This window comes from Halobacterium wangiae, from assembly GCF_021249345.1.
GTDB lineage: Archaea > Halobacteriota > Halobacteria > Halobacteriales > Halobacteriaceae > Halobacterium > Halobacterium wangiae.
Genome location: NZ_CP089588.1, coordinates 346,445 through 372,791, shown reverse-complemented (window position 1 = coordinate 372,791; position 26,347 = coordinate 346,445). Strand labels below are relative to the sequence as shown.

Annotated in this window: 28 protein-coding genes and 1 tRNA gene; 18 read left to right on the top strand and 11 right to left on the bottom strand. The window is 68.6% G+C overall.

Going from position 1 to position 26,347, the window contains the following annotated elements:
- Positions 1–7: 7 nt before the first annotated feature.
- Positions 8–118 carry a universal stress protein gene (locus LT965_RS16625; RefSeq protein WP_432419302.1) on the top strand — a complete coding sequence of 37 codons (111 nt, stop codon included), beginning with the start codon at positions 8–10 and terminating at the stop codon, positions 116–118.
- A gap of 127 nt (positions 119–245) precedes the next feature.
- Positions 246–1,253 carry a sodium:calcium antiporter gene (locus tag LT965_RS01980; RefSeq protein ID WP_232702336.1) on the top strand — a complete coding sequence of 336 codons (1,008 nt, stop codon included), beginning with the start codon at positions 246–248 and terminating at the stop codon, positions 1,251–1,253.
- Positions 1,254–1,287: 34 nt separating this feature from the next.
- Here the strand turns inward: LT965_RS01980 and LT965_RS01975 are convergent, their stop codons facing one another.
- Positions 1,288–1,719, bottom strand: coding sequence for a universal stress protein (locus LT965_RS01975; RefSeq protein WP_232702335.1), 432 nt, complete (start codon positions 1,717–1,719; stop codon positions 1,288–1,290).
- Between the two features lie 69 nt (positions 1,720–1,788).
- Here LT965_RS01975 and LT965_RS01970 point away from each other — a divergent pair, with 69 nt between their 5' ends.
- The 6 genes from LT965_RS01970 to LT965_RS01945 are packed head-to-tail and all read left to right on the top strand — an operon-like array spanning position 1,789 to position 7,783.
- Complete coding sequence (locus LT965_RS01970) at positions 1,789–2,364, top strand: NADPH-dependent FMN reductase (RefSeq protein ID WP_232702334.1); 576 nt, start codon at positions 1,789–1,791, stop codon at positions 2,362–2,364.
- A 40-nt stretch (positions 2,365–2,404) separates the two neighbouring features.
- Positions 2,405–2,992 carry a thymidine kinase gene (locus tag LT965_RS01965; RefSeq protein WP_232702333.1) on the top strand — a complete coding sequence of 196 codons (588 nt, stop codon included), beginning with the start codon at positions 2,405–2,407 and terminating at the stop codon, positions 2,990–2,992.
- Position 2,993: 1 nt separating this feature from the next.
- A complete protein-coding gene (locus LT965_RS01960; protein ID WP_232702332.1) occupies positions 2,994–3,602 on the top strand; it encodes a YIP1 family protein in 609 nt (202 codons plus the stop codon).
- A 51-nt stretch (positions 3,603–3,653) separates the two neighbouring features.
- Positions 3,654–3,890, top strand: coding sequence for a hypothetical protein (locus LT965_RS01955; protein ID WP_432419320.1), 237 nt, complete (start codon positions 3,654–3,656; stop codon positions 3,888–3,890).
- Positions 3,891–3,946: 56 nt separating this feature from the next.
- Positions 3,947–6,082: a DHH family phosphoesterase gene (locus tag LT965_RS01950; protein ID WP_232702330.1), complete on the top strand. Its 2,136-nt coding sequence runs from the start codon at positions 3,947–3,949 to the stop codon at positions 6,080–6,082.
- 51 nt (positions 6,083–6,133) lie between these two features.
- Positions 6,134–7,783, top strand: a complete 1,650-nt coding sequence (locus LT965_RS01945) for a tRNA uridine(34) 5-carboxymethylaminomethyl modification radical SAM/GNAT enzyme Elp3 (RefSeq protein ID WP_232702329.1) — start codon at positions 6,134–6,136, stop codon at positions 7,781–7,783.
- Between the two features lie 288 nt (positions 7,784–8,071).
- Here the strand turns inward: LT965_RS01945 and LT965_RS01940 are convergent, their stop codons facing one another.
- The 4 genes from LT965_RS01940 to LT965_RS01925 are packed head-to-tail and all read right to left on the bottom strand — an operon-like array spanning position 8,072 to position 11,629.
- The gene (locus LT965_RS01940; RefSeq protein WP_232702328.1) at positions 8,072–9,211 is read right to left on the bottom strand and encodes a DUF63 family protein; all 1,140 of its coding nucleotides are present in this window, start codon (positions 9,209–9,211) and stop codon (positions 8,072–8,074) included.
- Between the two features lie 58 nt (positions 9,212–9,269).
- Positions 9,270–9,719 carry an Lrp/AsnC family transcriptional regulator gene (locus LT965_RS01935; RefSeq protein WP_232702327.1) on the bottom strand — a complete coding sequence of 150 codons (450 nt, stop codon included), beginning with the start codon at positions 9,717–9,719 and terminating at the stop codon, positions 9,270–9,272.
- 32 nt (positions 9,720–9,751) lie between these two features.
- On the bottom strand, positions 9,752–10,546 hold the full coding sequence (locus tag LT965_RS01930) for an inositol monophosphatase family protein (RefSeq protein WP_232702326.1): 795 nt from the start codon (positions 10,544–10,546) through the stop codon (positions 9,752–9,754).
- A 51-nt stretch (positions 10,547–10,597) separates the two neighbouring features.
- Positions 10,598–11,629, bottom strand: coding sequence for an FAD-binding oxidoreductase (locus LT965_RS01925; protein ID WP_232702325.1), 1,032 nt, complete (start codon positions 11,627–11,629; stop codon positions 10,598–10,600).
- A gap of 168 nt (positions 11,630–11,797) precedes the next feature.
- Between LT965_RS01925 and LT965_RS01920 the strand changes: the two genes are divergently transcribed.
- On the top strand, positions 11,798–13,657 hold the full coding sequence (locus tag LT965_RS01920) for an SLC13 family permease (RefSeq protein ID WP_232702324.1): 1,860 nt from the start codon (positions 11,798–11,800) through the stop codon (positions 13,655–13,657).
- Positions 13,658–13,746: 89 nt separating this feature from the next.
- On the opposite strand, the gene LT965_RS01915 is transcribed toward LT965_RS01920, so the two are convergent.
- A tRNA-Leu gene (locus LT965_RS01915) sits at positions 13,747–13,831 on the bottom strand.
- 84 nt (positions 13,832–13,915) lie between these two features.
- Between LT965_RS01915 and LT965_RS01910 the strand changes: the two genes are divergently transcribed.
- The 4 genes from LT965_RS01910 (at position 13,916) to LT965_RS01895 (ending at position 18,363) form a co-directional block, all read left to right on the top strand.
- Positions 13,916–14,146 carry a hypothetical protein gene (locus LT965_RS01910; protein ID WP_232702323.1) on the top strand — a complete coding sequence of 77 codons (231 nt, stop codon included), beginning with the start codon at positions 13,916–13,918 and terminating at the stop codon, positions 14,144–14,146.
- A gap of 44 nt (positions 14,147–14,190) precedes the next feature.
- The gene (locus tag LT965_RS01905) at positions 14,191–15,186 is read left to right on the top strand and encodes a DUF5784 family protein (RefSeq protein WP_232702322.1); all 996 of its coding nucleotides are present in this window, start codon (positions 14,191–14,193) and stop codon (positions 15,184–15,186) included.
- A gap of 77 nt (positions 15,187–15,263) precedes the next feature.
- The gene (locus LT965_RS01900) at positions 15,264–15,863 is read left to right on the top strand and encodes a GNAT family N-acetyltransferase (RefSeq protein ID WP_232702321.1); all 600 of its coding nucleotides are present in this window, start codon (positions 15,264–15,266) and stop codon (positions 15,861–15,863) included.
- 109 nt (positions 15,864–15,972) lie between these two features.
- Complete coding sequence (locus tag LT965_RS01895; RefSeq protein WP_232702320.1) at positions 15,973–18,363, top strand: ATP-dependent DNA helicase; 2,391 nt, start codon at positions 15,973–15,975, stop codon at positions 18,361–18,363.
- Here the strand turns inward: LT965_RS01895 and LT965_RS01890 are convergent.
- Positions 18,349–19,320, bottom strand: coding sequence for a Gfo/Idh/MocA family protein (locus LT965_RS01890; protein ID WP_232702319.1), 972 nt, complete (start codon positions 19,318–19,320; stop codon positions 18,349–18,351). The two genes, LT965_RS01895 and LT965_RS01890, sit on opposite strands and share 15 nt — an antisense overlap.
- 77 nt (positions 19,321–19,397) lie before the next feature.
- Here LT965_RS01890 and LT965_RS01885 point away from each other — a divergent pair, with 77 nt between their 5' ends.
- On the top strand, positions 19,398–19,562 hold the full coding sequence (locus LT965_RS01885) for an HEWD family protein (RefSeq protein ID WP_232702318.1): 165 nt from the start codon (positions 19,398–19,400) through the stop codon (positions 19,560–19,562).
- On the opposite strand, the gene LT965_RS01880 is transcribed toward LT965_RS01885, so the two are convergent.
- The gene (locus LT965_RS01880) at positions 19,543–19,752 is read right to left on the bottom strand and encodes a helix-turn-helix domain-containing protein (protein WP_232702317.1); all 210 of its coding nucleotides are present in this window, start codon (positions 19,750–19,752) and stop codon (positions 19,543–19,545) included. The two genes, LT965_RS01885 and LT965_RS01880, sit on opposite strands and share 20 nt — an antisense overlap.
- Positions 19,753–19,822: 70 nt before the next feature.
- Here LT965_RS01880 and LT965_RS01875 point away from each other — a divergent pair, with 70 nt between their 5' ends.
- Entirely contained in the window at positions 19,823–20,344 is a 522-nt protein-coding gene (locus tag LT965_RS01875) for an acyltransferase (protein ID WP_232702316.1), read from the top strand.
- Here the strand turns inward: LT965_RS01875 and LT965_RS01870 are convergent.
- The 3 genes from LT965_RS01870 to dacZ are packed head-to-tail and all read right to left on the bottom strand — an operon-like array spanning position 20,341 to position 22,494.
- Positions 20,341–20,907 (bottom strand): hypothetical protein, encoded by a 567-nt coding sequence (locus LT965_RS01870; RefSeq protein ID WP_232702315.1) that lies wholly within the window; start codon positions 20,905–20,907, stop codon positions 20,341–20,343. The genes LT965_RS01875 and LT965_RS01870 overlap by 4 nt on opposite strands.
- Entirely contained in the window at positions 20,904–21,680 is a 777-nt protein-coding gene (locus LT965_RS01865) for a mechanosensitive ion channel domain-containing protein (protein ID WP_232702314.1), read from the bottom strand. The genes LT965_RS01870 and LT965_RS01865 overlap by 4 nt, the downstream gene beginning before the upstream one ends.
- 1 nt (position 21,681) lies before the next feature.
- A complete protein-coding gene (gene dacZ / locus LT965_RS01860) occupies positions 21,682–22,494 on the bottom strand; it encodes a diadenylate cyclase DacZ (RefSeq protein ID WP_232702313.1) in 813 nt (270 codons plus the stop codon).
- Positions 22,495–22,732: 238 nt separating this feature from the next.
- Here dacZ and LT965_RS01855 point away from each other — a divergent pair, with 238 nt between their 5' ends.
- The 3 genes from LT965_RS01855 (at position 22,733) to LT965_RS01845 (ending at position 26,251) form a co-directional block, all read left to right on the top strand.
- On the top strand, positions 22,733–23,248 hold the full coding sequence (locus LT965_RS01855) for a YciE/YciF ferroxidase family protein (RefSeq protein WP_232702312.1): 516 nt from the start codon (positions 22,733–22,735) through the stop codon (positions 23,246–23,248).
- Between the two features lie 391 nt (positions 23,249–23,639).
- Positions 23,640–24,098, top strand: a complete 459-nt coding sequence (locus LT965_RS01850) for a response regulator (protein WP_232702311.1) — start codon at positions 23,640–23,642, stop codon at positions 24,096–24,098.
- Entirely contained in the window at positions 24,095–26,251 is a 2,157-nt protein-coding gene (locus LT965_RS01845) for a bacterio-opsin activator domain-containing protein (protein WP_232702310.1), read from the top strand. The genes LT965_RS01850 and LT965_RS01845 overlap by 4 nt, the downstream gene beginning before the upstream one ends.
- The last annotated feature ends 96 nt before the right edge of the window (positions 26,252–26,347 follow it).

The following is a 26,347-nucleotide window of genomic DNA, read 5'->3' as shown; positions in this document are numbered from 1 at the left end:
CGTCGTGATGGGGTCGCACGGACGGTCGAATCTGGGGCGCCAGCTCCTCGGGAGCGTCGCCTCGGCCGTCCTCCGGACCGTCTCCGTTCCGGTCCTGGTCGTGAAACGGTCTCCGTGACCCCGGCGTCCCTGGGAGCGACCCAGCAGACGGTCCGAGTGGACGCAGCCACGACGTTGGGTGTTGGGCTGGCCGGTCGCGTTCGAGGTGAACACGCATATCACGGTGTACCGACAACGCACGGTGAATGACCGAACTTCTCGTCCCGCTCCTCCTGGCGGTTGTCGCGACGGCCGTCGTCTGGCGGGGGAGCGGTCACTTCGAGCAGGCCGCCCAGCGACTCAGCAGGCACTACGGCCTTCCGGTCGCCGCCCACGGCGCCATCGTCGTCGCGGTCGGGTCGAGTTTCCCTGAGCTCAGCTCGGTGGCGATCAGCACCGTGATCCACGGCGAGTTCTCGCTGGGCGTCGGCGCCATTGTCGGGAGCGCCATCTTCAACCTGCTCGTCATCCCGGCGCTGTCGGCCATCTACAGCGAGGAACTCGAGTCGACCCGGGACATCGTGCACAAGGACGCCCAGTTCTACGTCATCAGCGTCCTCGTGTTGTTCATCGTGTTCGCGCTCGGCGCGACGTACGTCCCGGGCGGGACCAACGAGGCCGCGATCCTGACGCCGACGCTGGCCGTCCTCCCGCTGGCCACCTACGGCATCTACGTCTTCCTCCACCAGCAGGACGCCAGCGAACACGACGCCCCCGACGTCGTCGACGTCCGCCCCGCCAGGGAGTGGGCGGTGCTCGCGGTCGCGCTCCTCGTCATCGCGCTCGGCGTCGAGGGACTCGTCAGGGCCGCGCTGGACTTCGGGCGCATCTTCGACACGCCGAGTTTCCTCTGGGGGTTGACCGTCCTCGCCGCCGCGACGAGTCTCCCCGACGCGTTCGTCAGCGTCCGCGCCGCCCGGGAGGGCGACAGCGTCACCAGCCTCACGAACGTCCTCGGGAGCAACACGTTCAACCTCCTGGTCGCCATCCCCGTCGGTGTCCTCCTCGCGGGGACCGCGACCATCAACTTCCTCGCGGCGATCCCCACGATGGGGTTCCTCGCGTTCGCGACGCTCGTGTTCATCGTGTTCACACGCACCAGCCTCGAACTCAGCGACCCGGAGGCGTACGGTCTGCTCGTCCTCTACGCGGTGTTCCTCCTCTGGATGACCCTCGAGTCGGTCGGCGTCATCGAGACCGTCCAGGGCATCTAGGACGCCGAAGCGTGGCGTCTCTGGCAGTGTCCGGTCACTCCTCGTCCACTGCTCGTACCGTCAGCACGGGGACGTCTGCGGTCCGGACGACGCGCTCGGTGACGCTGCCGAGGAGCGCCCGCCCGAGACCGCGGCGACCGTGGGTCCCCATCACGACGACGTCGACGGCCTGTTCGTCGACGTACTGCAGGACCGTCTCGTAGACGCCGCCCTGCATCACGACGCCGACGGCCTCGACGTCGCGTTCGTCGGCCTGCTCGACGATGCCGTCGACGATGCGTTTGCCCTCCTGTTCGAGCGGGTCGACCACGTCGTCCTCGAAAGTCACCGTGCTGTACTCCGTCGTGTCCGCGACGTACAGCACGTGGAGCAGTGCGTCGTACTTCTCGGCGAGGTCGATCGCGTTGGGAACCGCGGCGGTCGCCGCGTCGCTCCCGTCCGTCGTCAGGAGGACGTTGTCGTACATAGCCGTGTGTTCGTCTGAGTCCTCATAAATGCGGGTAGCCTTTTGAGGGCGGCACCCGATTCCCGGCGTATGGTAGACACCACCGTCGTCGGCGTCTGTGGCAGTCTCCGCGACGCCAGCGTCTCCCGTATCGCGCTCCGGCGGGCGCTCGACGCCGCCGCCGACCGCGGCGCCGAGACCGACCTCGTCGACCTCAGGAACCTCGACCTCCCTCTGTACGACCCCGACCACGACGAACCCGGCGACGCCGCGGAACTCACGCGGCGGGTGCGGGCTGCCGACGCCGTCGTGCTCGCCACGCCGATGTACCACGGGAGCTACTCCTCGCCGCTGAAGACCGCCCTCGACTACTGCGGGTTCGACGAGTTCGAGGGGAAGACCGTCGGTCTGCTCGCGGTGGCCGGCGGGAGTTTCCCCATCACTGCGCTCGAACACCTGCGGTCCGTGCTCCGCGCACTCGACGCCTGGGTGCTCCCCTATCAGGCTGCGGTGCCGAACGCCTCCTCCCGCGTCTCGAACGGCGAGTTCACCGACGAGAAACTCGAAGACCGCGTGGCACAGCTCGGCGACCGCGTCGTACAGTACGCCAACATCGAGCCGGACCCCCACTCCTTCGAGAGCGAACAGAACGTCGGCGGCGACTGAAGAGCAAGCGTTTTGCCGTCGGCCCGCACCGGCTTCGGGCATGCACGCCATCACGAACTCCGGGTGGGTCGAGGTCATCACGGGGTCGATGTTCTCCGGGAAGACCGAGGAGTTACTGCGGCGACTCCGGCGCGCCGAGATCGCGGGCCAGGAGGTCGCGGCGTTCACGCCCGCCATCGACGACCGGTACGGCGAGGCGACGCTCGGCTCCCACGCCGGCCGGACGTGGGAGGCGACGGTCGTAGATACGACCGCCGACGGCGTCGAGGGGATTCCGGCCCAGCTGAACGGCGAGCAGGTCGTAGCCGTCGACGAGGCGAACTTCTTCCCCGGGGACATCGTCGCGGTCTGCCAGGAACTCGCCGCGGACGGCCGCCGCGTCGTCGTCTCGGGCACCGACCAGACGTTCCGCGGGGAACCCTTCGACCCCATCCCACAGCTGATGGCGGTCGCCGAGTACGTCGAGAAGTTCCAGGCCATCTGCACCCAGTGCGGGGAGCCGGCGACCCGGAACCAGCGGCTCATCGAGGGCGAACCCGCCCACTACGACGACCCGACGATCATGGTGGGCGCAGAGGAGTCCTACGAGGCGCGCTGCCGGAACTGCCACGTCGTCGAACGCGCCTGAGATGACGACCTGGGTCGAACCGGAGGGCGGCCGCGAGCGCGGGCCGGTGGGGCTCGCCAAGTCGTTCACGCAGGTGCTCGTGAACCCGCGGACGTTCTTCGAGGAGGCGGTCTCGCCGGGCGACCAGGCGCCCGGGCTCGTCTTCGGGATGGCCGTCGTCCTCGTCGAGGAGTCGACTCGGATGGCGGTCGTGCCCGGGGCCGCCCTCGAGTTCCCGACGGCGCCGTGGCTCGCGGCCGCGCTCACGGTGTCGCTGGCGGTACTGCTCGTCACCCCCGCGGCAATCCACGCGCTGTCCGCACTGGAGACGCTCGCACTCGTCGTGTTCGCGCCCGAGCGCGGCGGCGTCAGCGAGACGGTACAGGTGCTCGCCTACGCCGCCGCCCCCTGCGCGTTCGTCGGCGTCTCCGTCCCCCTCGTGACGGTCGTCTGTGGCCTCTGGGCGTTCGGCCTGCTCGTCCTCGGGACGAGCGTCGTCCACGACCTCTCGCTCCCGCGGGCCTTCGCCGCCGCCGTCGTCCCCGGCGTGCTCGCGTTCGGGTCCGGGTTCGGCTGGTTCGCCGCGACCGCCGAACTCGTCGGGGTCGTCGCTCCCGCACTCGCACTTTAGTCGGTGGGCCACGAACTGCCGAGCGTGCTCAACGTCAACCTCTCGGAGTTCATGATCGAACTGAAGGACGGCGCCATCAAGAACGTCGGTCCGTCGAACAAGCGCGCGGACGTGAAACTGTTCGACGTCAACGACGCGCGGGCCCGCGAGTTCGGTGACAAACGCGTCAAACTCGTCTTCGAGGACAAGTCCGGCAACGAGGTGCAGGTCGCGCTGTTCCCCGAGGACGTCCGCGACGTCGTGGCGGACGTCGAATCGCTGGAAGACGACAGCCCAGTCTTCGAGTGACGCGCGCGCCCGACTTTCGATAATCGTTTACGGGAGCGTGCGCTTTCTCCATGCAAATGGGTTCATGTATTGTCTGCGGCGCCTCCACCGACGGCCGCATCTGTGACACGCACGAAGAAGACGTCGCGTTCGAGTTCCGAGGACGGTCCCCCAACCAGTTGACGTCCGGCCGCTTCTACCGCGGGAGTGTCGACGGGTTCGCCGAGTTCGGCGTCTTCGTCGACATCGGCGACAACGTCACCGGGCTGCTCCACCGTAGCGAAGTTCCCGGCCGCGTCGAGTCCCTCGACTGGGACGCCGGCGACGAGGTCTACGTCCAGGTGACGGGCGTCCACGACAACGGCAACGTCGACCTCGGCTGGTCCATCCGACAGACCGAGCGCGACTTCCGGGGCCACCTCGTCGACGACCCGAGCGCCGAGTCGAACGCCGAACTCCCTGACGAAGACGACAGCGACGACGCAGCAGCCGACCCGGCCGAGACCGACGAGTCGGCCGACGCGACCCAGGCGGACGCCGACTCGGAGACGGAGACGGCCGACGGCGGCACGCCGGTCGCCGACGACGCCAACGAGTTCGAGTTCGGCGAGGACGACGACGCGGAGTCCGCCGAGAGCGAACCTGCCGAGAGCGAACCCGACGAGGAAGCGCCGGCCGCCGACGCGGAGGCCGACGACACAGACGAGACGTCCGCCGAAGAGGCCCCACAGCGGGTCTCCATCGCCGACCTCGCCGACCACGTCGACGAGCGCGTCGCCGTCGAGGGCGAGATCACGAGCGCGCGCCAGACCAGCGGCCCGACCGTGTTCGAACTCGCCGACGAGACCGGCACCGTCGACTGCGCGGCGTTCGTCGAGGCAGGCGTTCGCGCGTACCCCGAGACCGACGCGGGCGACGTCGTCCGCATCGTCGGCGACGTCGAACGCCGCCGCGGCGAACTGCAGGTCGAGACCGAGGACCTGACCGTCCTCGACGGACAGGCAGCCGACGACGTCTCCACCCGCATGGAGGACGCACTCACCGAGGAGGCCAGCCCCAACGTCACCGAACTGCTCGCCGACGACCCGGCGGTCGAGGCGATCCACGACGACCTCGTGGACGCCGCGACGGCCATCCGCCGCGCGGTCGTCGACTCCCGCCCGGTCATCGTCCGCCACACCACAACCGTCGAGGGGTACGTCGCCGGCACCGCCATCGAGCGCGCGCTCCTCCCGCTCATCCGCGAGAAGCACGCACGATCTGACGCCGAGTACCACTACGTCGACCGCCGCCCGCTCGACGACGCGTTCTACACCATCGACGACGCGACGGGCGACGTGACGGACATGCTCGAAGCCGCCGAACGCCACGACGAGAAGCACCCACTGTTCGTGCTCGTCGGCGCCGGCTCCACCAGCGAGTCCACGGACGCCATCGACCTGCTCGACATGTACGACGTGGACACGGTCGCCGTCGACGGCGGCTACACCGACGAGGCCGCGGGCGCAGACGTCCTTGTCAGTCCCACCGACGCCGGCGAGGACCCCGTCAACACGGGCGCACTCGGCGCGCAGCTCGCCGCGTTCGTCAACGACGACGTGCGCGAGGACCTCTACCACCTCCCCGCGGTCGCCTACTGGGAGGAGCTGCCGGCCGCGTACGCCGACCTCGCCGACACGACTGACTACAGCCGCGAGACCCTGGAGAACCTCCGGGACGCCATCGCACTGGAGGCGTTCTACCAGTCCTACGAGGACAAGCGCGAACTCATCAGCGACCTGCTGTGGGGCGAGGCCGACGACTCGCTCATCACGCACGTCTCCGCGCAGTTCCGCGAGCGCCTCGACACCGAACTCGCGACCGCCGAGCCCCACCTCCGGGTGCGCGGCGAGAACGGCGTCACCTTCGAAGTGCTCGACGTCGACGACTACACCCACCAGTACGACTTCCCGCCGGTCGACCTGCTGCTCGACGCGCTCCACCGCCGGAACGACCGCGCGGACGTGCTCGTCGGCGTCAGCGGCGACGAACTCCGCGTCCGCAGCGACGACTCGGTGGACGTGCGCGCGGTCGGCGGGCGCATCGCCGAGGAACTCCCGGAAGCCGGCGTCCTGACCCGCGGCGCCCGCGACGGCCGCATCGAGTTCCTCTCGGGCGAACAGGCGGCCGTCGTCGACGCCGTCGTCTCCGGGATCGCGGACCAGCTCGCGTAAGCTGCGGTCGCAACGACACGCTTTTTCGCTCTCGACTGCTTCCTTCGCGCAATGAGTAGCGACGCCGACGGCGCGTTCGCGGCAGCCTGCGAGGCGCTCGTCCAGCGGATCCTCGAGGGCGACGTCGGCCGCGACGACGTCGAGAGCGCGAAACTGGACGTCTGCTCGGAGCACTCCGCGGCGAAGGTGCCCAAGCACTCCGAGCTGCTGGACTTCGCGCCCGACGGCCGCCGCGAGGAACTGGAGGAGGTCCTCCAGCGCAAGCCGGTGCGGACGGCGTCGGGTGTGACCCCCGTCGCCATCATGACGAGTCCGCACATGTGCCCGCACGGGAAGTGCCTCTACTGTCCGGGCGGCCCCGCTTCGGAGTTCTCGTCCAGTCAGTCCTACACCGGCCACGAGCCCGCAGCGGCCCGCGGCGTGCAGAACGACTACGACCCGTACGGACAGGTGACGCTGCGCCTCCACCAGCTCCGGGAGATCGGCCACCCCGTGGACAAGGTCGAACTCATCCTGATGGGCGGGACGATGACCGCGCGCAGCCACGACTACCAGGAGTGGTTCGTGAAGCGCGCGCTCGAGGCGATGAACGACTACGACCTCGACGCCGACCCCCGGCCCGCCGAGGGCGAGTCGTTCGCCCAGGACCCCGGAGAGTACGAGTTCAGCTACCTGGAGGACGTCATCGCGGAGAACGAGTACGGCGACATCCGGAACATCGGGACGACGTTCGAGACGAAGCCCGACTGGTGTGACCCCGAACAGGTGGACCGGATGCTGGACCTCGGCGGTACGAAGGTCGAGGTCGGGGTGCAGACGACCTACGAGCGCATCAACCGCGAGATGCACCGCGGGCACGGCGTGCAGGCCTCCATCGACGCCAACCGTCGGCTCCGCGACGCGGCGTTCAAGGTCGGCTTCCACATGATGCCCGGCCAGCCCGGGATGACCGAGGAGATGTGTCTGGAGGACTTCCGGCGGATCTTCGAGGACGAGCAGTGGAAGCCGGACTACCTCAAGATCTACCCGACGCTGGTCGTCCGCGACACCGTCACGTACGACATGTGGCGCAACGAGGAGTTCCAGCCGCTCCAGAACGAGGAAGCCGCCGAGCTGGTCGCCGAGATCAAGGAGATGATCCCGCGCTACACGCGCCTCCAGCGCGTCCAGCGGGACATCCCCGCGGACCACATCGACGCCGGCGTCTGGAAGTCGAACCTCCGACAGCTCGCCCGCCAGCGGATGGACGAACACGGCTACACCTGCGAGTGCATCCGCTGCCGGGAAGCCGGGATGAACGACGAGGAGCCACAGGACGTCGAACTCGACGTACTGACCTACGACGCCGCGGGCGGCACGGAGCACTTCATCAGCTTCGAGGACTTCGACCGCGACCTCCTCGTCGGGTTCGCGCGCCTCCGCTACCCGAACGATCCGGTGCGCCGTGAACTGGAGAACGCGGCGCTCCTCCGTGAACTCCACGTCTACGGCGGCGAAGTCGGCGTGGGGGACGACACCGCGGACGGCCAGCACCAGCACCAGGGCTTCGGCCGCCGCCTGATGGAGCGTGCCGAGGAAATGGCCGCCGACGCCGGCTTCGAGAAGCTCTCGGTCATCTCGGGCATCGGCGCACGCCAGTACTACAAGGAGAAGCTCGGCTACTACCAGGACGGGCCGTACGTCAGCAAGCGGCTCCGGTAGGGCGAGCAGGCGGCGTAGCTGCACCGGTGCGTAGTGCCGCCGTTCCGGGTCCGTACGCACCGGCCGGCTGTCAGGTGGTCACGCGCGGGGTTGGTTCCGGCCTGCTATTTGAATCTACGCAGCCGGTAGTGGCTAGCATCCACGAGCGAGCGGTTCGCGCTGCGAACGAAGTGAGTGAGCAGCGGCCGAACGAACCTCCGGTAGGGGGTGCCGACGGCTTCTAGCGTAGCTTTCGCCGGCGAGCGAGGGCGCTTCAGTGCCCGAGCGAGTGCAGCAAAAGAGACGTCTCTAGATGCCGAAGGTTGCACGCAGCATGTCGCGGGTGCCGGGACCGAGGCCGACTGCGAGGACGGCGACGAGCATGAGCGTGAAGTACCGCGGTGCCTCCTCCCGGAGTTCCTCGTCGAACAGCGAGAGCACGAGGAGGACGGCGAGGACCTTCACGACGATGAACGGCCACGTGTCGCCGGTGTAGTGGATGACCGACTCGGGGAGGACGCCGTGCGTGAAGTCGACGATGTACTGGTTGAGCGGGTGTTTGGAGCCGAGGTCGCCTCTCGGGTAGCCGAGTTCGGCTCCCCAGTCGAGGCCGAGGACGTTCGCGACGCCGTCGACGGCGTGCCCCCAGAGGATGAGGGCTCCGACGCGCTCGGTGCCGCTGTAGACGGTCGGGAGCGAACGGGGGACGAACCACCAGACGGCGCCCGTGATGACCGTAGCCAGCCCCAGCGTGAGCACGGTGAACACGGGGATGAACGAGACGTAGTCCCGGGTCGCCGCGAGGTAGCCCAGCCCGAGGATAGTCGCCGCGAGGAGGACGGTCCCGGTAGCAGCCAGCGGTCGGTGGTAGTCGTCGGTGATGTCGGTGCGGCGTGCGAGGAAGACGGCAGCGACGAGTACCGTGAGGGTGATCGCGAACATCACGAAGTAGATGACCGGGCTGATGATGAGCGCGTTCAGCGGGTAGCCGAGGAACGGCTCGGTGTTCCCGAACAGTTCGGCCGCGTTGTTCGCGTCCTCGACGACGCGGAGCGCACCGCCGAGCAGGACGAACGGGAACAGCGCGTAGAGGAACGTCGTCCTCTCGGCGACGCGCAGTCGGTCAAGGAGGAAGGAGACGCCGATGAGCGACGCCAGTAGCGTGATTGCGTAGCCGGCCTCGGAGACGAGGGTGTAGCCCGGGTAGGCGACCGGCTCGGCGGCGGACGCACACGCGGCGTTGTTGAACAGCAACTCGACGTTGCCGCCGTTCCAGACGGCGCACCGCGCGCCCTGCGCGTCGGCGTACACCGGGCCCCAGAAGTACTGCCAGACGAAGCCGCCGTAGACGGTGTCACGGAACAGCAGCGAACCGCCGACGAGGGCGACCAGAACCGCGACGACGGCCGCAGTCCACGTCCGTTCGCGGCCGGTTTCGGGGAAGCTCATGTTCCCAGTCCGGGTCGGTGAGGGTTTTATGGTTGCGGTTCCGGTCGTCCACGGGCGCTCAGAGGGGGAGTTCCTTGGACTCGTACTCGGTGCCGAGGACGACCATCGTCTGGGAGCGCGCGAACCCGTCCATGTTGGCGATGCGCTCGAACATGAGTTCGCGGAGTTTGTCGGTGTTCTCGGCGACGACGCGGAGGATGATGTCCCACTCGCCGGTGGTGAGGTTCACCTCCTGGACGCCGTCGATCTCGGCGAGTCGGTCGAGCGTTTCGTCCTCGCGGCCCTGTTCGACGCGCAGGCCGACGATGGCGGAGGTACCGAAGCCGGCGGCCTTCGGGTCGACGTCGGCGTGGTAGCCGCGGATGACGCCCGCCTCCTCCATGCGGTTGACGCGGTCGTGGACGGTCGCGCTGGACATCTCTATCTCGCGGGCGATCTCGCTGAACGGCTTCCGCGCGTTCGTCTGGAGTGCGCGGAGGATCGCGCGGTCCGTGTCGTCGAGTTCCATACCCGTAGTCGTGGGGCGAACCCCCAATACGGTTACCCTTCCGGCCGTATCTCCCGAGCGGCGGCGAGCACGGCGTCGTGGGCCTCGCCGTTCGACGCGACGAGGCCGGTGCAGCCGGGCACCCAGCGGTCGCCGTGCACGTCCGTGACGACGCCGCCGGCCTGCCGGACCATGTGGACGCCCGCGACGCTGTCCCAGGCGTTCACCTCGACGTTCGTGACGGTGGCCTCGAGCTGGCCGCTGGCGACCATCGAGAGCACGGCCTGCGCACACCCGTAGCGTCGCATGTCGCCGAAGCGCTCGACGATGGCGCGGCAGGCGTTGGCGTACTCGTCGCGCCGGTCGAAGTCCCACCAGATGGTCGGCGCGACGACGAACGTCTCCGGGTCCGTCTTCTCGCTGACCGTGACGGACTCGCCGTTCAGCGTGACGGCCTCGTCGTCCGAGACGTAGACGTCGCCGAGCGCGGGCATGACGTTCGCCGCGGCGAGACACTCGCCGTCCTCGACGGCGGCGACGGACGTCGCCCACACCTGGGTGTCCCGCACGAAGTTGTTCGTCCCGTCGATGGGGTCGATGACCCACGCAGCGCCCGACTCGGGGACGGTCTTCAGTTCGTCGTCCTCCTCGCCGACGATGGCGTCCTCGAGGTGCGTCTCGCGGATGACCTCGATGACGCGGCGCTGGGCGCTCCGGTCGGCCTGGGTCACGACGTCCGTCTTCCCCGACTTCGTCTCCACGTCGATGTCGGTGCGGAACGCCGCCAGCGCCACCTCGCTCCCCTCGCGGGCGGCACGCTCTGCGACGCTCGCGTACTCGTCGCTCATACCGGGAGGTCGGTCCTGGCGCTCAAAGAGCCGTCGGTTGGCGCGCTGTCACTACCCGTACCCCTCGCAGTGGACGTAGCGCTGGGGGACACCGAGGCGACGCACGGCGGTCTCGAGGCTGTACACCATCGCGTTGATGCCGCAGGCGTACACCTCGACCGCCTCGGGGTCGATGCGCGCGTCGACGGTGGTCGTGGGGCGCTCGGCGAGCATCCTGGCCATGTGTCTGCCGAACGCGGCGTCCTCGAGCGCGCGCTCGTCGACGTACTTCAGCAGGGCGTCCTGGATGTACTCCGTCTCGCCGTCCCAGTCGGTGAGCCAGGGTTCCCGGGAGAGACAGGGGACGTAGTGGAAGTTCTCGTGGTCGGCGGCGAGGTCCGAGAACGCCTCGTGGTACGGGAGGTCGTCCGCCCAGGCCGCACCGAGGAACAGCCAGACGTTGCGGGGTTCGCCCCGGTGCTCGTCGCGACCCGCCTCGAAGACGTAGTCGATCATGCTCTTCATCGGCGCGACGCCGGTGCCGGTCGCCAGGAACACCAGGTCGCGCTCGGAGACGTCCTCCAGGAGGAGGTGGCCGTGGGGGCCGCGGACGGCTATCTCGTCACCGACCGACAGCTCCTCGCAGAGCCGCGTCGAGAGGCGGCCGTCGGGGACGCGACGGACGCAGAGTTCGGTGTCCTCGCGGTTCGGCGAACTCGCGATGGAGTACGCCCGCGTCCGGTTCCCGTACCGGATCGAGAGGTACTGGCCCGCGGCGAACTCGAACGGTTCGTCCGTCTCGAAGGCGATGCGGACCAGCGCCGGGTGTGCGCGCTCGAACCGGTCACGCAGCGCACCGATTTGCGGCGCGAGTCGTCTGTCGGCCGACGTCGCCGCGTCGAACACCGCTTCCCAGTCGGGTGGGCCGCGGTCGGCGACGGCGTCCTCGAACCCGTACTCGGCGGCGAGTTCGCGGAGCTTCGCCCGGATTTCGGTCTGTCGGGGCTGGTCCATCGCTTCCACCTCCGTGACGGTGGCGGACTCCGATATCAGCGGCAGCGACTGCGCGTGGCCGTGCTGGGACGCGTGCTCCCGAATAGTCACGTCCCACTGGAGTGGCGCGAGCTATCTCAATGTTCGGTATCGAGTAGTGAGCGGGAGCGGAGCGGGAGCGCCGACGGTGGGATGTCGACTCGTTCGCCGGTGGAACGTCCCCACGGCGACACTTCGTGGAACCGCACCCGTTATGTGTGCCAGTCGTGACCCGGTCGTATGGCTGTTGCCGGTCTGTCGACGCCTGCGCTCGTCGTCTTCGCACTCATCGGTGTCGCTCTCGTCCTCTTCGTCTCCGAACTCATCCCCAACGACATCACCGCGATGGGCGTCATCGTGGCGCTGGCGTCGATGGAACCGGTGTTCGGCATCGACGTCGGGATCTCGCCGCGGGACGCGATCTCCGGGTTCGCCAACCCCGCGACGGTGACGATTGTCGGGATGTACATGCTGAGCGCCGGCATCCAGAAGACCGGTCTCGTCCAGCGACTCGGCGTCTACCTCGCGGACCTGACGAACGGCAGCGAGACGCGCGCGCTCGCTGCCACCATCGGGACGACTGGCCCGATCGCCGGGTTCATCAACAACACGCCGGTCGTCGCCGTCTTCATCCCGATGATCTCGGACCTGGCCGAGCAGAGCAAGCTCTCGCCGTCGAAACTCCTGCTACCGCTGTCCTACGCGGCGATCCTCGGCGGGACGCTGACGCTCATCGGCACGTCGACGAACCTCCTCGCGAGCGACTTCGCCCGGGTGCTCGTCGACGGGCGGTCCGGCATCGGGATGTTCGAGTTCACGCCGCTCGGCGTGGTCGTCCTCGTGATCGGGCTCGCGTACCTGATGACCGTCGGGCGGCGACTCACGCCCGGACGGATCCCGGTCGACGCCGACCTCGTCGAGGAGTTCGACCTGGAGGACCACCTCGCACAGGTCGAGGTACGGGCAGACTCCCCGGTCGTCGGGAGCACCGTCGACGAGTTCGAGAACGGCGACGCTGCGGACGTGGTGGTGCTCCAGTTACACCGCAACGGCGAGGTGTACCCGGCGCCGTACTCGGACATCCCGATCGAGGTCGGCGACGTGCTCGTCGTCAACGGGACGCTGCAGGCGGTCAACCGGTTCCAGGAGGCCAACGACCTCCGACAGCTCACCCGGGAGGAGGTGACGGAGGCGACCTTCGACGACGCGCCGACCGACTTCGAGCTGACGAAGGCTATCGTCGGTGAGAGCTCGAAGTACGTCGGCGAGACGGTCGCAGAGACACGGATCGAGGAGTTCCAGCGGGCGGCCGTGCTCGCCATCCGCAGCGGCGGCGACCTCCTGCGAACGGACCTCGGAGACGTGACGCTGCAGGCGGGAGACCTGCTGTTGACCCGGATGCCCCAGGAGTCCATCGAGTACTTCAACGAGAACGGCGACCTCTACGTCGCCGACGAGCGCGCCTACGACCGACTCCTCGAGGCGGACGTCGAGGAGGTCGCGCCGCTCTCCCCGAAGACGCCGGTCGCCGTCGCCATCATGGCCGGCGTCGTCGCCGTCGCGGCCCTGGACGTCGCTCCGATCGTCATCGCGGCCTTCGGTGGCGTGTTCGCGATGGTCGTCACGGGCTGTCTCAGGTCGGCCGACGCGTACGACGCGGTGTCCTGGAACGTCATCTTCCTGCTCGCGGGCGTGATCCCGCTCGGGCTGGCGATGGAGGCGACCGGTGGCGCCGCGGTCATCGCGGAGGGGCTCGTCGCCGCCGACGCGGTGCTACCGCTGCTCGGCGTCCTGTTGCTCACCTCCGTGCTGACCGGGTTCCTCGCGAACGTCATCACGCCGGTGGCGACGATCGTCCTGATGATCCCGGTGGCCGTCGACGCGGCCGCCCAGCTCGGCGCCAACCAGTTCGCGTTCCTGCTGGTCGTGATGTTCGCCTCGGCGACGTCGTTCATGACGCCCATCGGCTACCAGACGAACCTGATGGTGTACGGGCCGGGTGGCTACCGGTTCGGCGACTTCCTGAAGGTCGGCGCGCCGCTGCAGCTGTTGCTCGCGGTCGTCACGACGGTCGGTGTCGCAGTGATGTGGGGACTGTAGGACAGTACGCTCGCACGGAGGCGTTTTTGCGAGGGAAGTCCGCCTCGCGGACTTCCCGCATCCCGCGGCACACGTGAGTGCGCCGGCGATGCGAGGGAAGGGATTCGAACCCTCGAACTCCTACGAGAACGGATCTTGAGTCCGTCGCCGTTGGCCGAGCTTGGCTACCCTCGCACGCGTTCGTAGGTCGGATAGAGGCGCGTTTAGGCGTTGCGAATCGGCGAAAGAACGAAGTCGGTGTACGTGGTACGTTCACACATGCCACGAAGCGAACAACTCCGGCGGGGGGCGCCAGTCCGAGTCGCGCGCCAGGACCCACAGAAGGCGAAGCTAGCGGTGTACGGCTACGACTACCACGAGCACTACGGCGACGCGGGCGTCGTGACGGACGTCCGGGAGACCGACGCCGGCACGTGGTACGTCGTCCGGTTCGACGAGTACGGCTGGGACGCGCTGCCCTACCGGCCAGACGAACTCGAACCGGTCTAAGCGCGCGACGACAGACGTATCAGTTCCCCCTGAGTAGACCGCTCGTGGCCAAACCCCTGCGCTTCCGGCGGTCACATGAGACGTGGAACAGCGACCGCGTCACCGCCCGGATCTACCGGGATCTGGACGAGAACCTCGGCGCGACGATGTCGTCGCCGTGGTTCCAGCCGCCGCCAGGGTACGAGGCACGCAGATTCGACATGGACAACGGCGACACCGCGCTGTTCGCCTGGGACGACGAGGGCGCGTGGTGGGTCGGCAACACCGAGACGCCACAGGTGCTGTGGCGCACGGACAAGCAGTCGTTCGGCGAGGCGCCCTACGAGGTGACCCGGTGGGCCGAGCGCGAACTCATCGCGGAACTCCACGAGGAGGCGCCGTGGCTCGCGGAGTACCCCTACGTCTCGTGGTTCTTCCTGCCGGTGTTCTCCTCGAAGGACGGCCGGGAGACGACGCGAGCGTTCTTCCGGGACCACGCCGCCGGCTTCCCGGACGCAACCGCCGACGAGGCGCTGGCATTCTACGAGTCGTTCCTCTCGACGGGCATCTTCGACGACTACCGTCACGTGATGGCGGGGAAACTCGGCACCTCCGAGTACCTCGACGTGGCGCGCGCGAACGGCGCGATGGGCGAGTTCAACGCCGCGTGGCTGCTCCACGAGGCGGGCTACGAGGTGACCCCCGAGATCGAGGTGACGACGGGGCACTCCCTGGACTACCGCGCGGACCGCCCGGGCGAGCACGGCATCCTCGTCGAGGTGACGCGACCCGTCCCGACGAACAAGCGGGCCGCACACACGCCGGTCGCGGCGGTCAAGGACACGGCGAAGACGAAGACCAGCGGCCAGCTCGACGCCCACGGCGGCGGGGCCGTCCTCTTCGTGGACTGCTCGTCGTTCCCGGACGACGAGTGGCGCCGCATCCTCGGCGAGCAACCGGAGGTCCACCACCGGCCGGCGGTCGTCTTCCGCGTCCGCCCGAACGGCACCGTCGAGGGGTACACGAAGGGCGCGGTACCGCTCGACCTGCCGCAACTGTAGCCCGGTGTGGAGCTCATTCCCAGTATCTGGGAATGAGCAGTGGTACCAAGAACCACTGTGTTGATATCTAGTACGTTATGGGTCGGCCGTCGGAGACGAGCGCCGCCTGTTCCGCCTGGGACAACAGCGGCTGCACCGGTACGCCGTATTGCCAGCCGCGCTGTCCGCGATTCTTCGACGGGGAGGGCGACCCGCTCCTGGTGACGCCGTTCGAGGACGACGACTTCGAGGCCCTGGTGTCGATGTACGAGGGCCTCGCCCCCGAGAACCGGACGAGCAGTCTCCCGCCGAAGACGCGCGAGGAGACGGTCGAGTGGCTGGAGACGCTCACCGACAGGGGGTGGAACCTGGTCGCCCGCGACGGTGCTCGAGTGGTGGGCCACGTCGGAGTGACGCCGGTCGCGGACGGCGAACTGGAGTTCGTGGTGTTCGTCGCCGACGACCACCAGGGGCGTGGCATCGGCACCGAACTGGTCGAACAGCTCATCGCGTACGCGGCGGCACGCGGACACGACGCCCTCCGGCTCTCCGTCGAGCGGAGCAACGAGCGCGCCATCTCCGTATACGAGAACGTCTGCTTCGAAGTGGCCGAGGAGCGGATGGCGACCATCGTCATGGAGCTCTCCCTGGCGGAACCCATCGCCGACGACGTCCAGCGGCCGCCGGCAGACAGGTGAGTGGCGACCTCCGCCAGGGCTACCAGCGCCACTCCGCGGCCGAACGGGCTACTGTTCGGCCACCCCGATTCCGCAGGTTCTTACGGGGGGACGCCTCACCGACTAGCGAATGGCCGACGAGCCGTGGCGCGAGTTCTTCGGGTTCGACGCGCCGTACGACCAGCAAGCCGACGCCATCGAGTCCGCCGTCGACGCGGGGGAGCGCGGCGGCTACCTCGCGATGGAGGGTCCCTGTGGCACCGGCAAGACGATGGCCGCGCTCACCGCGGCCGCCCACCTCGTCCGCAACGGCGACCAGTACAGCCGCGTGCTGGTCGTCACGCCGGTCAAACAGCAACTGGAGCAGTTCGTCGCCGACCTCCGCACGATGAACGCGGGGATGGAGGACCCACTGGACGGTGTCGCACTCGTCGGGAAACGCGACCTCTGTCCGTACGGTCGCGAGGACGCGTTCCCGCGCGACGCGAGCGTCCACGACCGCTGTGAGGACCTCCGAGAGTCGACCGCCGGCCTCGTAGAGGGCGACGGCAACAGCTTCGACGGACAGGACGCCCGCGAACTCGTAGAACTCCGGGCGGCGGACGCGCTCGACGAACCGTGGTGGGACCCCGCGACGGGTCGCGAACTGGCGCGCTCGGCCCGCGCGGACGTCGACCACAACCTCTCGCAGGCGCCGCTCGCGACGGCGGGCGTCGACTCGCCGTACGTCCCCCACCAGCCGACCGCCCCCGAGGACCTCGCCGAGGGCGACCCGCCGCTGTTCTGTCCGTTCGAGGCCGACTGGTTCGGCCGTAACAAGGGGTCGCCGCTGGGCTTCGACGCGGGCCGGCACAACGTCGTCACCGTCGACGAACTCCTGCCCGAGAGCGTTGAGTACGGCACCTGCCCGCACCGCGTCCAGCAGGTGCTCCTCGACCACGCGGAGGTCGTCGTCGGGAACTACAACCACCTCTTCGACCCGAAGACGCGCGGGCTCACCGAGCACCTGCTCGACGAGCAGACGTTCGTCGTGGTCGACGAGGCCCACCGCCTGGAGGAACGCGTCCGCGACCTGCTCTCCGACAGAGTGGGCCGGCACACGCTCGCTCGCGCCCGCAACGACGTGCGGACGCTGCTGACGGAGGCCAGACAGAGCGAGAGTAACCGCCAGCAGGTCGCCGACCACCTCAGCAGCTACGACCTCTCGATGGACGCCGTGGAGGCGACCGTCGAGTTCCTCGGGGACGTCCTGGAGTGGCTCGACGACCGAGTCGCCGAGTACCTCGCCGAGGAGGGCCACGACCCCCACAGCGCTCGCGGCCTCCCGGAGTACGACCACGAGATCCCGCTCCGGGACCCCGAGACGGACGAACCCGACGACCTCACGCGGTGGGCGGAGAAGCAGGGGTACACCGGCGACCTCTGGCGGTCGCTGGCGAACGTCGGGACCGCGGTCCAGGCGATCCTGGAGGACGACGGCGACCGCTCGGCGGTCTGTGGCGCCGTCGGCATCACTCTCCAGCGGTGGTGGGAGCGCGACCACGCCACCTACTTCCGGGAGATCGAACTGGAACACGTCCCCAAGGAGTCGGGGCGGGCGGGTGCCGCGTGGGCAGAGGCGTACACGCCCGCGCTCGTCACCTTCAACTGCATGCCGGCGCGCGCGCTCCGCGAGACGTTCGCGGAACTCGGCGGCGGCGTGCTGATGAGCGCGACTCTCGAACCGCTGGACGTCTTCCGGGAGGTGACTGGACTCGACCGCCTCGAAGCGGGCGCCGGCACCGCGGAAGCGAGGCCCGTCGTCAAGCGCCGGTACGACCTCCGGTTCCCCCGCGAGAACCGCGCGAGTTTCCTCGTGGACGCGACCCCGTTCACGGCCCGCAACCGCGGCGAGCCGACCAGCGAGAACGACAACCGGACCCGCGAGGAGTACCGCTACGTCCTCCGCACCATCGCGCGCTCGCCGGGGAACGTCCTCGTCTGCATGCCGAACTACCGGGAGGCGGCGTGGGCGGGCGACTACCTCGCGGACGCCGTCGAGAAGGACGTGCTCGTCGACGAGTCATCCTCGAACGAGGCGACAGACGACCTCAAAGCCAAGTTCTTCCGCGGCGACGGGAAGGTGCTGGTCACCAGCACGCGAGGGACGCTCACGGAGGGCGTCGACTACGACGGCGAGAAACTCGCGGCGTGCGCCGTCGTCGGCGTACCGCTCGTGAACGTCGGGTCGCCACGCGTGCGAGCAGTCCGGCGGGCGTACGCCGACGCCTTCGGCGAGGACAAGGCCTTCGAGTACGCGCTCACGGTCCCCGCGGTGCGGCGCGCACGGCAGGCGATCGGACGAGTCATCCGCGGACCCGATGAGGTGGGCGTACGAGCGCTCGTCGGTCAGCGGTACGTCGAGGGTGCGCGCCACTCCGTCCACGGCTACCTCGGCCCCGGCGAGCGGGAGGAGTTCACGCGCATGACTCCGGAGTTCCTCGGCGACCAGCTCGACGCCTTCTGGTCAGAGCGAGACTGACTCGCCGGTCGCCGCGGCCTCGTACAGCGCGTCGACGGCGCGCATGTTGGCGATGGCCTCCTCGCCGTCCGTCCGCGGCGTCGCCCCGGACGCGACGCAGTCGGCGAAGTGTTCGACCTCCAGACGGTACTGGTCGGTCGGCTCGAACGTCTCCTCGGCGGTTCTGTCGGCTGTCCCCCAGCGGAGCACGGTCCCGTCGTCGCTGGTCGGGTTGAACGCGTCTGTCGCCTCCAGCCAGCCGTCGGTCCCCTCCACGCGGTAGGACTGGTAGTTCCGGGTCTCGAAACTCGCCTCGACGGTAGCCGTGGCGCCGTCCGCGAACCGGAGCGTCCCGGCGAACTCCGTGTCGACGCCGCAGTCGCGGGCGTCGTGGGAGCTCGCGGTCGCAGCGACAGGTTCGCCGAGGAACTGGCGCGCGGCGCTGACGGCGTAACAGCCGACGTCCATCAGCGACCCGCCAGCGAGTTCGGGTGCCAGACGCACGTCCGCCTTGCTGGCCGGCATCGGGAAGTCGAAGGCGGCGTGGACGTGTCGCGGGTCCCCGAGGTGGTCGGCCGCTACGTCGAGGGCGCGCTCGGTGCGCGGGTGGTACCGGTACATGAACGCCTCCATCAGCGTGACGTCGGCGTTTCGGCAGTGCTGGACCACCTCGACGGCCTCGTCGGCGTCCCTCGCGAGTGGTTTCTCGCAGAGGACGTGGAGACCGGCGTCGGCCGCCCGGCAGGTCCACTCCGCGTGCAGCGCGTTCGGGAGAGGGTTGTACACTGCGTCGACGTCCGCGTCGAGGAGCGCCTCGTAGCTGTCGTACGTCTCGGGGATGTCGTGGCGGTCGGCGAACGCGGCGGCGCGGTCGGCGTCCCTGGAGGCCACCGCCCGCACCTCGTGGTCGGAGTCTCGGATGGCCGGGACGACAGCGACGTCGCCGATGTTCGCCGTCGAGATGATGCCGAACTGCACATGTCGACGCGCGCGTGCCAGTGCCCTAACTGTTCGGACCGCAGCCCTTATCGTGGTGGCCCCTCTCGTGGGAGGCAATGACACGGATTCGCGCGCCGACCGAGCGCTCCTGTACGCGCTGTGGTCGCTCGGAGCGGTGGGACGACGCCGACGCCCAGTGGCGGGTAGACGACGAGGCAGGGGACGTGTTCTGCGTCCACGCGTGGGACGTGACGGGGACGTTCACACCGGTCGAGCAGTGACGTAACCGTCGCCGTCGCGGTGGACCAGCCCACGGCTCTGGAGCGTTCTCAGGATGCTGTACAGCGTGATACGCGGGACGTCGAGCCGTGCGTGTAGCTCCTCGACGGTGGCGCCCTCCCCGGCGAGGGACAGGTAGACGAGTTTTCCGCGCGGCGACTCCACCTCGGTCGGCAGCTGTCGATAGCTCATTCGTCGATCGACGCGAGGATTTCGACGATAATAAAATCTCGTCTCGACGATAGTCGAAACAGGTGGGTTGATGCCGCGGGCAGTTCTACTGCGGCGTGTGCCGTCGCGCCACGACCGTCTCGACCGCCACCCGACACCCGGCGCCGGGAACTCCCTGCGCCACTGGACCGACGCCAAGCACCCGCTGCGCGTCGCGTTCAACTACGTCGTCATCGTGCTCGCCAGAATCTCCCCGAGTCTCCGCGCGAAGAACTGGCTGCTCCGCCGACTCGGCGTCACCGTCGGCGCGGGCGCGTCGTGGGGTCTCGAATCCACCCCCGACGTGTTCTGGCCGGAGCTCGTCACCGTCGGCGAGGACGCCGTCGTCGGCTACGACGCGACGCTGCTGTGCCACGAGTTTCTCCAGGACGAGTACCGGACCGGCGAGGTCGTCGTCGGCGACCGCGCGATGATCGGCGCGGGCGTCGTCGTGCTGCCGGGCGTCGAGATCGGTGACGACGCGCAGGTCGCCGCGAACTCCCTAGTCGCCGACGACGTGCCGGAAGGGACCACCGTCGCCGGCGTCCCCGCCGAACCACTCACTCGAGACTAGCTCGCGCGCTCGACGTCGTCGGCGACCGTCTTGTTTCTGCGGCCCGGAACGAACACGCCCACCGCCGCGAACCCGGTGGCGCAGGCCAGCACGCCGCCCACCGCCAGCGCACCGACTGCGCTCACCAGCGGGTCGACAGCCACGCCGGCCGCCACCGCGGAGACGACGAACCCGACGAACGCGAGCACGAGCGCGTACCGGGTCGCGCGGAACCGGACCGCCGACGCGTACCAGAACGCGCGCACTCGCCGCCCGAACGACGGACGGTCGGCGACGGCCGCGAGCGCGACGTCCGCCGCACCGGCAGCCGCGACCACTGCGGCCGCGAACGCGAGCGTTCCGACGAGAGCGAAGATGTAGACGCCCAGCGGCGGCGACACGGAGAACGCGCCCGCGCCGACCGTGAGGAGGAGCGCGGCGAGCACGCCGAGCAGTCGCGTGGACCACCGGCCCGTGGACGACGACGCCCACGAACGCACGCCGCGGGTCGCGACGGCCGCGTACCCCGCACCGGCGAGCGCGACCCACCCCCCGACCGTGAACGCCCACTCGGTCGCGCTCATCCCCGCACCAGCACGACGCCGTTCCGGAAGACGAGGTGGTTCGGGATCACGTACTCCCGGCCCTCGCCCTCGACGCGGGTGACGAAGACGTCCACCTCCTGGACGATGCCCTCGTGTTCGCCGATGGCCACCCGGTCACCGATGCCGTACGGCTGGTTCAACAGGAGGTAGAGGCCAGCCGCCGCCGACGTGAGCAGGTGGCGCGTCGCCACGGCCGTGTAGAGGACGAGCGCCGCCACGTACGCCAGCAGCAGGACGACGAGCGCCGTCACCTCGACGCCGACCTGGGAGAGCGCCACCAGCACCGCGACGTACATGATGCTGTACTTGACCGCCCTCGGGAGCACCGTGATCTCGGGGACCTTCACGCTCCGCAGGCGCTCGCTGACGAGGAGTTCCGCCTTGTCGCTGAGCAGCACGCCGAACAGGAGGACGACGACGGCGAGCACCAGCGACGGGACGAACGTGACGATGGGGTACCACACCGCCCCGCGAACGGTCAACTGCGCGACCTCCAGTGCGATGAGCGCGGAGACCCCGTAGATAATCCACGAGGTCAACCGAGCCACCAGGGACACCGTCGTCGTCCCCAGTTCGCGGGCCATCCGCTCGACGCTCGTCGCCTCGACGGTCTCGTCGACGTCCATCGCGCGGAGGATGCGCTCGTTCACGCGGCCGACGAGGTAGCCGAGCACGATGCCCGTGAAGAACACCACGACGGCCAGCAGGTAGCGGAAGTCCGCCTCGAGCAGTCGGCTGAGTTCTACGGGCATCTCAGTACTCCTCTGGGTCGAGTTCGAGGACGAGCTCCCCGTTCTTGAACGCCCGCACCAGGCCGTCGGACTCCGAGAGCACGATGGCGACCGCGCTCGTGTCCCGCGTGATGGCGCCCGCCGCCATGTGCCGCGCACCCAGTCCCTTCGGGATGTCAGTCCCCTCGGCTCCCGGTTCGAGGTAGCGGTACGCGCTCACGATCTTCCCGGAGTCGCTGATGACGAACGCGCCGTCGAGGCGGGAGAACTCCTTGAGCATCACGTTGACGATGGGGTCGCCGACGTGGACGTGGCTCTTCTCGAAGGGGTTGTACGAGAGCGGCCGGGACTTGTTCATCACCTTCCCGGCGTCCCCGACGACGAACAGCGCGCCGACCGGCTTGCCCTTCTGGCCCTTCTTCCCGAGCTCGATGGCCACCTCGAAGACGTCGCGGATGACGCTCGGCTCGCCCCGGGAGTTCGCGAACAGGTTGTAGATGCCGGAGTGGTCGTCCTCGTCGGCGGTCGTTCGCGTCACCATGTCGATGGCGTCGCCGAACAGCGGCGCCGCACAGCCGATCGCGTCGCCGTCGGCCACCACGCCCTCGCTGAGCGCGCCCTCGACGCCGAACCGGATGCGCTCGCGGATGTCGTCGAATTCCACCGGCAGCTCGACGAACCGGGGTGCACCCACCGCGTTCTCGGTGTCCACGACGACGACCTTCGTGTCGTCGACGCCGACCGCGCGCTCGTAGAACGAGCTGCTCGGCGAGAACACCAACAGCGCGTCGATACCGTCGAGTATGTCGTCTAGGAGATCCGGTGGCCGAGCCATTTGCGTATGCCTCTCACCGCGCCCGCAAAAAGGTTAGCGGCACCAGACCCGGTTGTCCGACGCCTGGCTGCCGTCGGTGTGCGGGACCGGCCCCGCTCGGTCGGCGTCGCGGGCCGTTCGTCGTCCGTTCCACAACTGGGGTGAGTCGTGGCCAACCGGTGGGCGTCGGGGACTGCATCGCGTCAGTTCCTGGCCCACACGCGTTTTGGCAGCGCTCGCGAACGTCTCACCCGAGACCATGAGCGCACCACGACTCACGAATCTGGGAGACCAGTTCGTCTACGAACTCGAGGCCGTCTACGACATGGAGGTGAAGCTGGTCGAGGCCCTCGGCGAACTGTCCTACATGGCCACGAACGACAAACTCAGCGAGGGGTTCGCCACGCACCGCGACGAGACGAAGGCGCACGTCGAACGCGTCGAGTCGGCGTTCCAGGCGCTCGGCAGAGAGCCGTCCCGGCGGGACAACCTGGTCGTGGACGCGCTCCTCGAGGAGAAGGCGCAGTACGACGAGAGCGTCGTGGACGACGACCTGCGGAACGTCCACTACCTCACCGCCGGGATGAAGACCGAACGCATCGAGATCTCGAACTACGAGGGGCTGCTCACGACCGCGAAGAAGGCGGGACTCGGCGACGAGGTGACGGACCCGCTCGAGGAGAACCTCGACGACGAGGAGAATGCCCTCCGGAAACTCGAGGGGTTGTCGACTGGGTCGGGACTGAAGGCGCTGTGGACCAGGCTCACCAGCTAGTCCCACTGCCCCAGTTGGGGAGGCGGAACGTGCGACGGCCTGTCGGACGCCCGGTCCCGGTCGCGGTTCCGACGCTCCCCGGGCGCGAACGCTGCCCGGGGACCGTTCGGAGTGAAGAGTTTACAGGCTTGGCCGGGGTAGAGAGTCGCGATGAGTGTGCTCAGCCAGGCGAACCCGTGCGTCGTCCGGTGGTCGTCGCGAATCACGGGCGACAGTCCACCAGGTGAGCGGAACGGGGGGTTCTACTGCCCGTCCGCGTCACCGGACGTCGGCGAGAACCGGACTCGCGTGTCGCGAGCACACCCCAGACCGTGGCGAGTGAGGGAGGGTGGCGCCTCACGTCCCGGCGCTACGACGGCAGCCGCGACGCCACCCCACGCAGGTGGTCGCGATGAGTGACGAGTCGTCGAAGAGTGAAGTGGACATCCTGCTCGTCGAGGACAACCCCGGCGACGTGCGACTCACACAGGAGGCGTTCAAGAACGGCCAGATTTACAACAGCCTCCACGTCGTCAACGACGGCGTCGAGGCGCTCGACTACCTCTACCAGCGCGGCGACTACGAGGACGCGCCGAGCCCCGACCTCGTCCTCCTCGACCTCAACCTCCCCCGGATGAACGGCGACGAGGTGCTCGAAGAGATCAACGCCGACCCCGAACTCGCGCGCATCCCCGTCATCGTGCTCACGAGTTCCGGGGCAGAGGAGGACGTAGTGCAGTCCTACGACCTGCAGGCGAACGCGTACCTGACGAAGCCGGTCGACCCAGTGGAGTTCATCGAGGTGGTGCAGTCGTTCAAGACGTTCTGGCTGTCGGTGGTCCGACTCCCGCCAGGTGACGAACAACGATGAGCACGGACGAACTCGACGTCCTCCTCATCGAGGACAACCCGGGGGACGCTCGACTCATCGAGGAGATGCTCGGGGACGCGGGGGAACTGCTCCAGCGCGTCGACGCCGGCCAGTCCGTAGCCAGCGGCGCGACAGTCCACCACGAACGACGCCTCTCGTCCGGCCTCGACCGCCTCGCCGACCTCGACGTCGACGTAGTCCTCCTCGACCTCGACCTCCCGGACAGCACGGGCCTGGACACGCTCGCCGCCGTCATCGACGAGACGACGTTCGTCCCGGTCGTCGTCCTCACTGGCCTCAACACGGGCCAGGTCGGAATCGAGGCGATCCAGCACGGCGCACAGGACTACCTCGTGAAAGACGAGGTGGCGAGCGACCTGCTGGTCCGCACCATCCACCACGCCATCGAGCGCAACCACCAGGAACGCGAACAGGTCCGTCGTCGCGAGCAACTGGAGGCGCTCAACACGCTGACCCGGGACCTGATGGACGCCCAGACCGCGACCGAGGTGAGCGAGTACGTCATCGACGCAGCCGAAGAGTTCCTCGGGCTGCACGTCGCCGCCATCGCGCTCTACGAAGGCGAGTCCGGCGTTCTCGAGCCGACGCGAGCCACAGAGGCTGCCGCGGAACTGCTCGAGGAAAGCGGAATCCTCTCCCGTGGCGAGGGCGCCGGCTGGCAGTCGTTCGTCAGGAACGAGTCCCGTCGCCTCACCCCACCGGACGCCGAGCCAACCGACACCGCCGTCTCCGAACTGGCGATTCTCCCACTCACGCGGCACGGCGTGTTCGTCGTCGGCGCGACCGAACCGACCGGGTTCAGCACGACGAACTTCGAGTTCGCGGAGACCGTCGCGGGGAACCTGGAGGCGGCCTTCGACCGGGTCGACCGCGAACGACAGCTCCAGGAACGCGAGCAGACCCTCCAGGAGCAGACCCAGACGCTCGAACGACTGAACCGCGTCAACGACATCATCCGGAACATCGCACAGGCGCTCGTCCAGGCGTCGACGCGCGCGGAGATCGAGACGGTCGTCTGCGAACAGCTGACCGACGCCGGGCCGTACGAACTCGCCTGGATCGGCGAGCACGACACGGTGGCCGAGGAACTCGTCCCCCGCACCTCCGCGGGGTCCGGCCAGAGCTACGTCGACGACATCAGTATCAGCACCAGCGAGGACGCGGAGGCAGCGGGGCCCGCCAGGCGGGCAGTGTTGAGCCGGGAACCACAGGTCGTCAACAGCATCCTAGAGCACCGCTCGTACGAGTCCTGGCGGCAGGACGCGCTCAACTACGGCTACCACGCGTCGATCTCGCTCCCGCTGATCTACGAGGACACGCTGTACGGCATCCTCAACGTGTACGCCGGCCAACCCGACGTCTTCGACGAACTGGAGCAGGCCGTCCTGGCGGAGCTGGCCGACACCATCGCGTACGCCATCAACTCTGTCGAGCGCAAGAAGGCGCTGCTCAGCAGCCGCGTTCGCCGGCTCACCTTCGACGTCACCAACTCGAACATGACCCTCGTCCAACTGGCCAAGAAGCTCGACGCCGAGTTCGTCCTGGAGAACGTCGTCTCCCGGCCCGACGGCGGCGTCCGCTCGTTCTTCTCCACCCGTGGAGTGTCCCCGGAGCAAGCAACCGAGTTCACACCCACGATTCCGGCGTCGAAGGTCACGCTCGTCTCCGATCACGTCGCGGACGACGAGCAGGTCTGTCTCTTCGAGGCCGACCTGACCAGTGAGAGCCTCGCGGCGACGGCACTGGACCACGGCGGTCGGCTGCAAACGTACCAGATGGTCGACGGCAAGGGCACCGTCGTCGTCGAGATGGCAGCCGACGGGGCCGTCCGGGAGTTCGTCGAGATGCTCAAGACGCAGTACCCGGGCTCGGAACTGGTCGCCCAGCGGACCCACGAGCAGCCCCAGCGCTCGCCACTAGAGCTCCGCGGCCGCATGATCGAGACGCTGACCGACCGCCAGCTCGAGGCCCTCCAGATCGCCTACTTCAGCGGCTACTTCGAGGAGCCCCGCACCCGGACGGCCAGCGAGATCGCGGAGACGATGGGCATCTCCCAGCCGACGTTCAACTCCCACCTTCGGGCCGCCCAGCAGAAGATCTTCCAGCAACTCCTCGACGACGAGTCGGTGTAGTCGGGCCGCGTCGCCCGCGACGTCGGGGACTCCGCTCGCGCGCTCTATCGACACCCCAGAACGCCGACGCTATACTGATAGTGCTCGCGTCCCAGC

What these genes read in the sequence shown, in the direction of transcription:
- LT965_RS16625 (WP_432419302.1), top strand. Translation starts at nt 8, where the DNA reads ATGGGGTCGCACGGACGGTCGAATCTGGGGCGCCAGCTCCTCGGGAGC.
- LT965_RS01980 (WP_232702336.1), top strand. Translation starts at nt 246, where the DNA reads ATGACCGAACTTCTCGTCCCGCTCCTCCTGGCGGTTGTCGCGACGGCC.
- LT965_RS01975 (WP_232702335.1), bottom strand. Translation starts at nt 1,719, where the DNA reads ATGTACGACAACGTCCTCCTGACGACGGACGGGAGCGACGCGGCGACC.
- LT965_RS01970 (WP_232702334.1), top strand. Translation starts at nt 1,789, where the DNA reads ATGGTAGACACCACCGTCGTCGGCGTCTGTGGCAGTCTCCGCGACGCC.
- LT965_RS01965 (WP_232702333.1), top strand. Translation starts at nt 2,405, where the DNA reads ATGCACGCCATCACGAACTCCGGGTGGGTCGAGGTCATCACGGGGTCG.
- LT965_RS01960 (WP_232702332.1), top strand. Translation starts at nt 2,994, where the DNA reads ATGACGACCTGGGTCGAACCGGAGGGCGGCCGCGAGCGCGGGCCGGTG.
- LT965_RS01955 (WP_432419320.1), top strand. Translation starts at nt 3,654, where the DNA reads ATGATCGAACTGAAGGACGGCGCCATCAAGAACGTCGGTCCGTCGAAC.
- LT965_RS01950 (WP_232702330.1), top strand. Translation starts at nt 3,947, where the DNA reads ATGGGTTCATGTATTGTCTGCGGCGCCTCCACCGACGGCCGCATCTGT.
- LT965_RS01945 (WP_232702329.1), top strand. Translation starts at nt 6,134, where the DNA reads ATGAGTAGCGACGCCGACGGCGCGTTCGCGGCAGCCTGCGAGGCGCTC.
- LT965_RS01940 (WP_232702328.1), bottom strand. Translation starts at nt 9,211, where the DNA reads ATGAGCTTCCCCGAAACCGGCCGCGAACGGACGTGGACTGCGGCCGTC.
- LT965_RS01935 (WP_232702327.1), bottom strand. Translation starts at nt 9,719, where the DNA reads ATGGAACTCGACGACACGGACCGCGCGATCCTCCGCGCACTCCAGACG.
- LT965_RS01930 (WP_232702326.1), bottom strand. Translation starts at nt 10,546, where the DNA reads ATGAGCGACGAGTACGCGAGCGTCGCAGAGCGTGCCGCCCGCGAGGGG.
- LT965_RS01920 (WP_232702324.1), top strand. Translation starts at nt 11,798, where the DNA reads ATGGCTGTTGCCGGTCTGTCGACGCCTGCGCTCGTCGTCTTCGCACTC.
- LT965_RS01910 (WP_232702323.1), top strand. Translation starts at nt 13,916, where the DNA reads ATGCCACGAAGCGAACAACTCCGGCGGGGGGCGCCAGTCCGAGTCGCG.
- LT965_RS01900 (WP_232702321.1), top strand. Translation starts at nt 15,264, where the DNA reads ATGGGTCGGCCGTCGGAGACGAGCGCCGCCTGTTCCGCCTGGGACAAC.
- LT965_RS01895 (WP_232702320.1), top strand. Translation starts at nt 15,973, where the DNA reads ATGGCCGACGAGCCGTGGCGCGAGTTCTTCGGGTTCGACGCGCCGTAC.
- LT965_RS01885 (WP_232702318.1), top strand. Translation starts at nt 19,398, where the DNA reads ATGACACGGATTCGCGCGCCGACCGAGCGCTCCTGTACGCGCTGTGGT.
- LT965_RS01880 (WP_232702317.1), bottom strand. Translation starts at nt 19,752, where the DNA reads ATGAGCTATCGACAGCTGCCGACCGAGGTGGAGTCGCCGCGCGGAAAA.
- LT965_RS01875 (WP_232702316.1), top strand. Translation starts at nt 19,823, where the DNA reads ATGCCGCGGGCAGTTCTACTGCGGCGTGTGCCGTCGCGCCACGACCGT.
- LT965_RS01870 (WP_232702315.1), bottom strand. Translation starts at nt 20,907, where the DNA reads ATGAGCGCGACCGAGTGGGCGTTCACGGTCGGGGGGTGGGTCGCGCTC.
- LT965_RS01865 (WP_232702314.1), bottom strand. Translation starts at nt 21,680, where the DNA reads ATGCCCGTAGAACTCAGCCGACTGCTCGAGGCGGACTTCCGCTACCTG.
- dacZ (WP_232702313.1), bottom strand. Translation starts at nt 22,494, where the DNA reads ATGGCTCGGCCACCGGATCTCCTAGACGACATACTCGACGGTATCGAC.
- LT965_RS01855 (WP_232702312.1), top strand. Translation starts at nt 22,733, where the DNA reads ATGAGCGCACCACGACTCACGAATCTGGGAGACCAGTTCGTCTACGAA.
- LT965_RS01850 (WP_232702311.1), top strand. Translation starts at nt 23,640, where the DNA reads ATGAGTGACGAGTCGTCGAAGAGTGAAGTGGACATCCTGCTCGTCGAG.
- LT965_RS01845 (WP_232702310.1), top strand. Translation starts at nt 24,095, where the DNA reads ATGAGCACGGACGAACTCGACGTCCTCCTCATCGAGGACAACCCGGGG.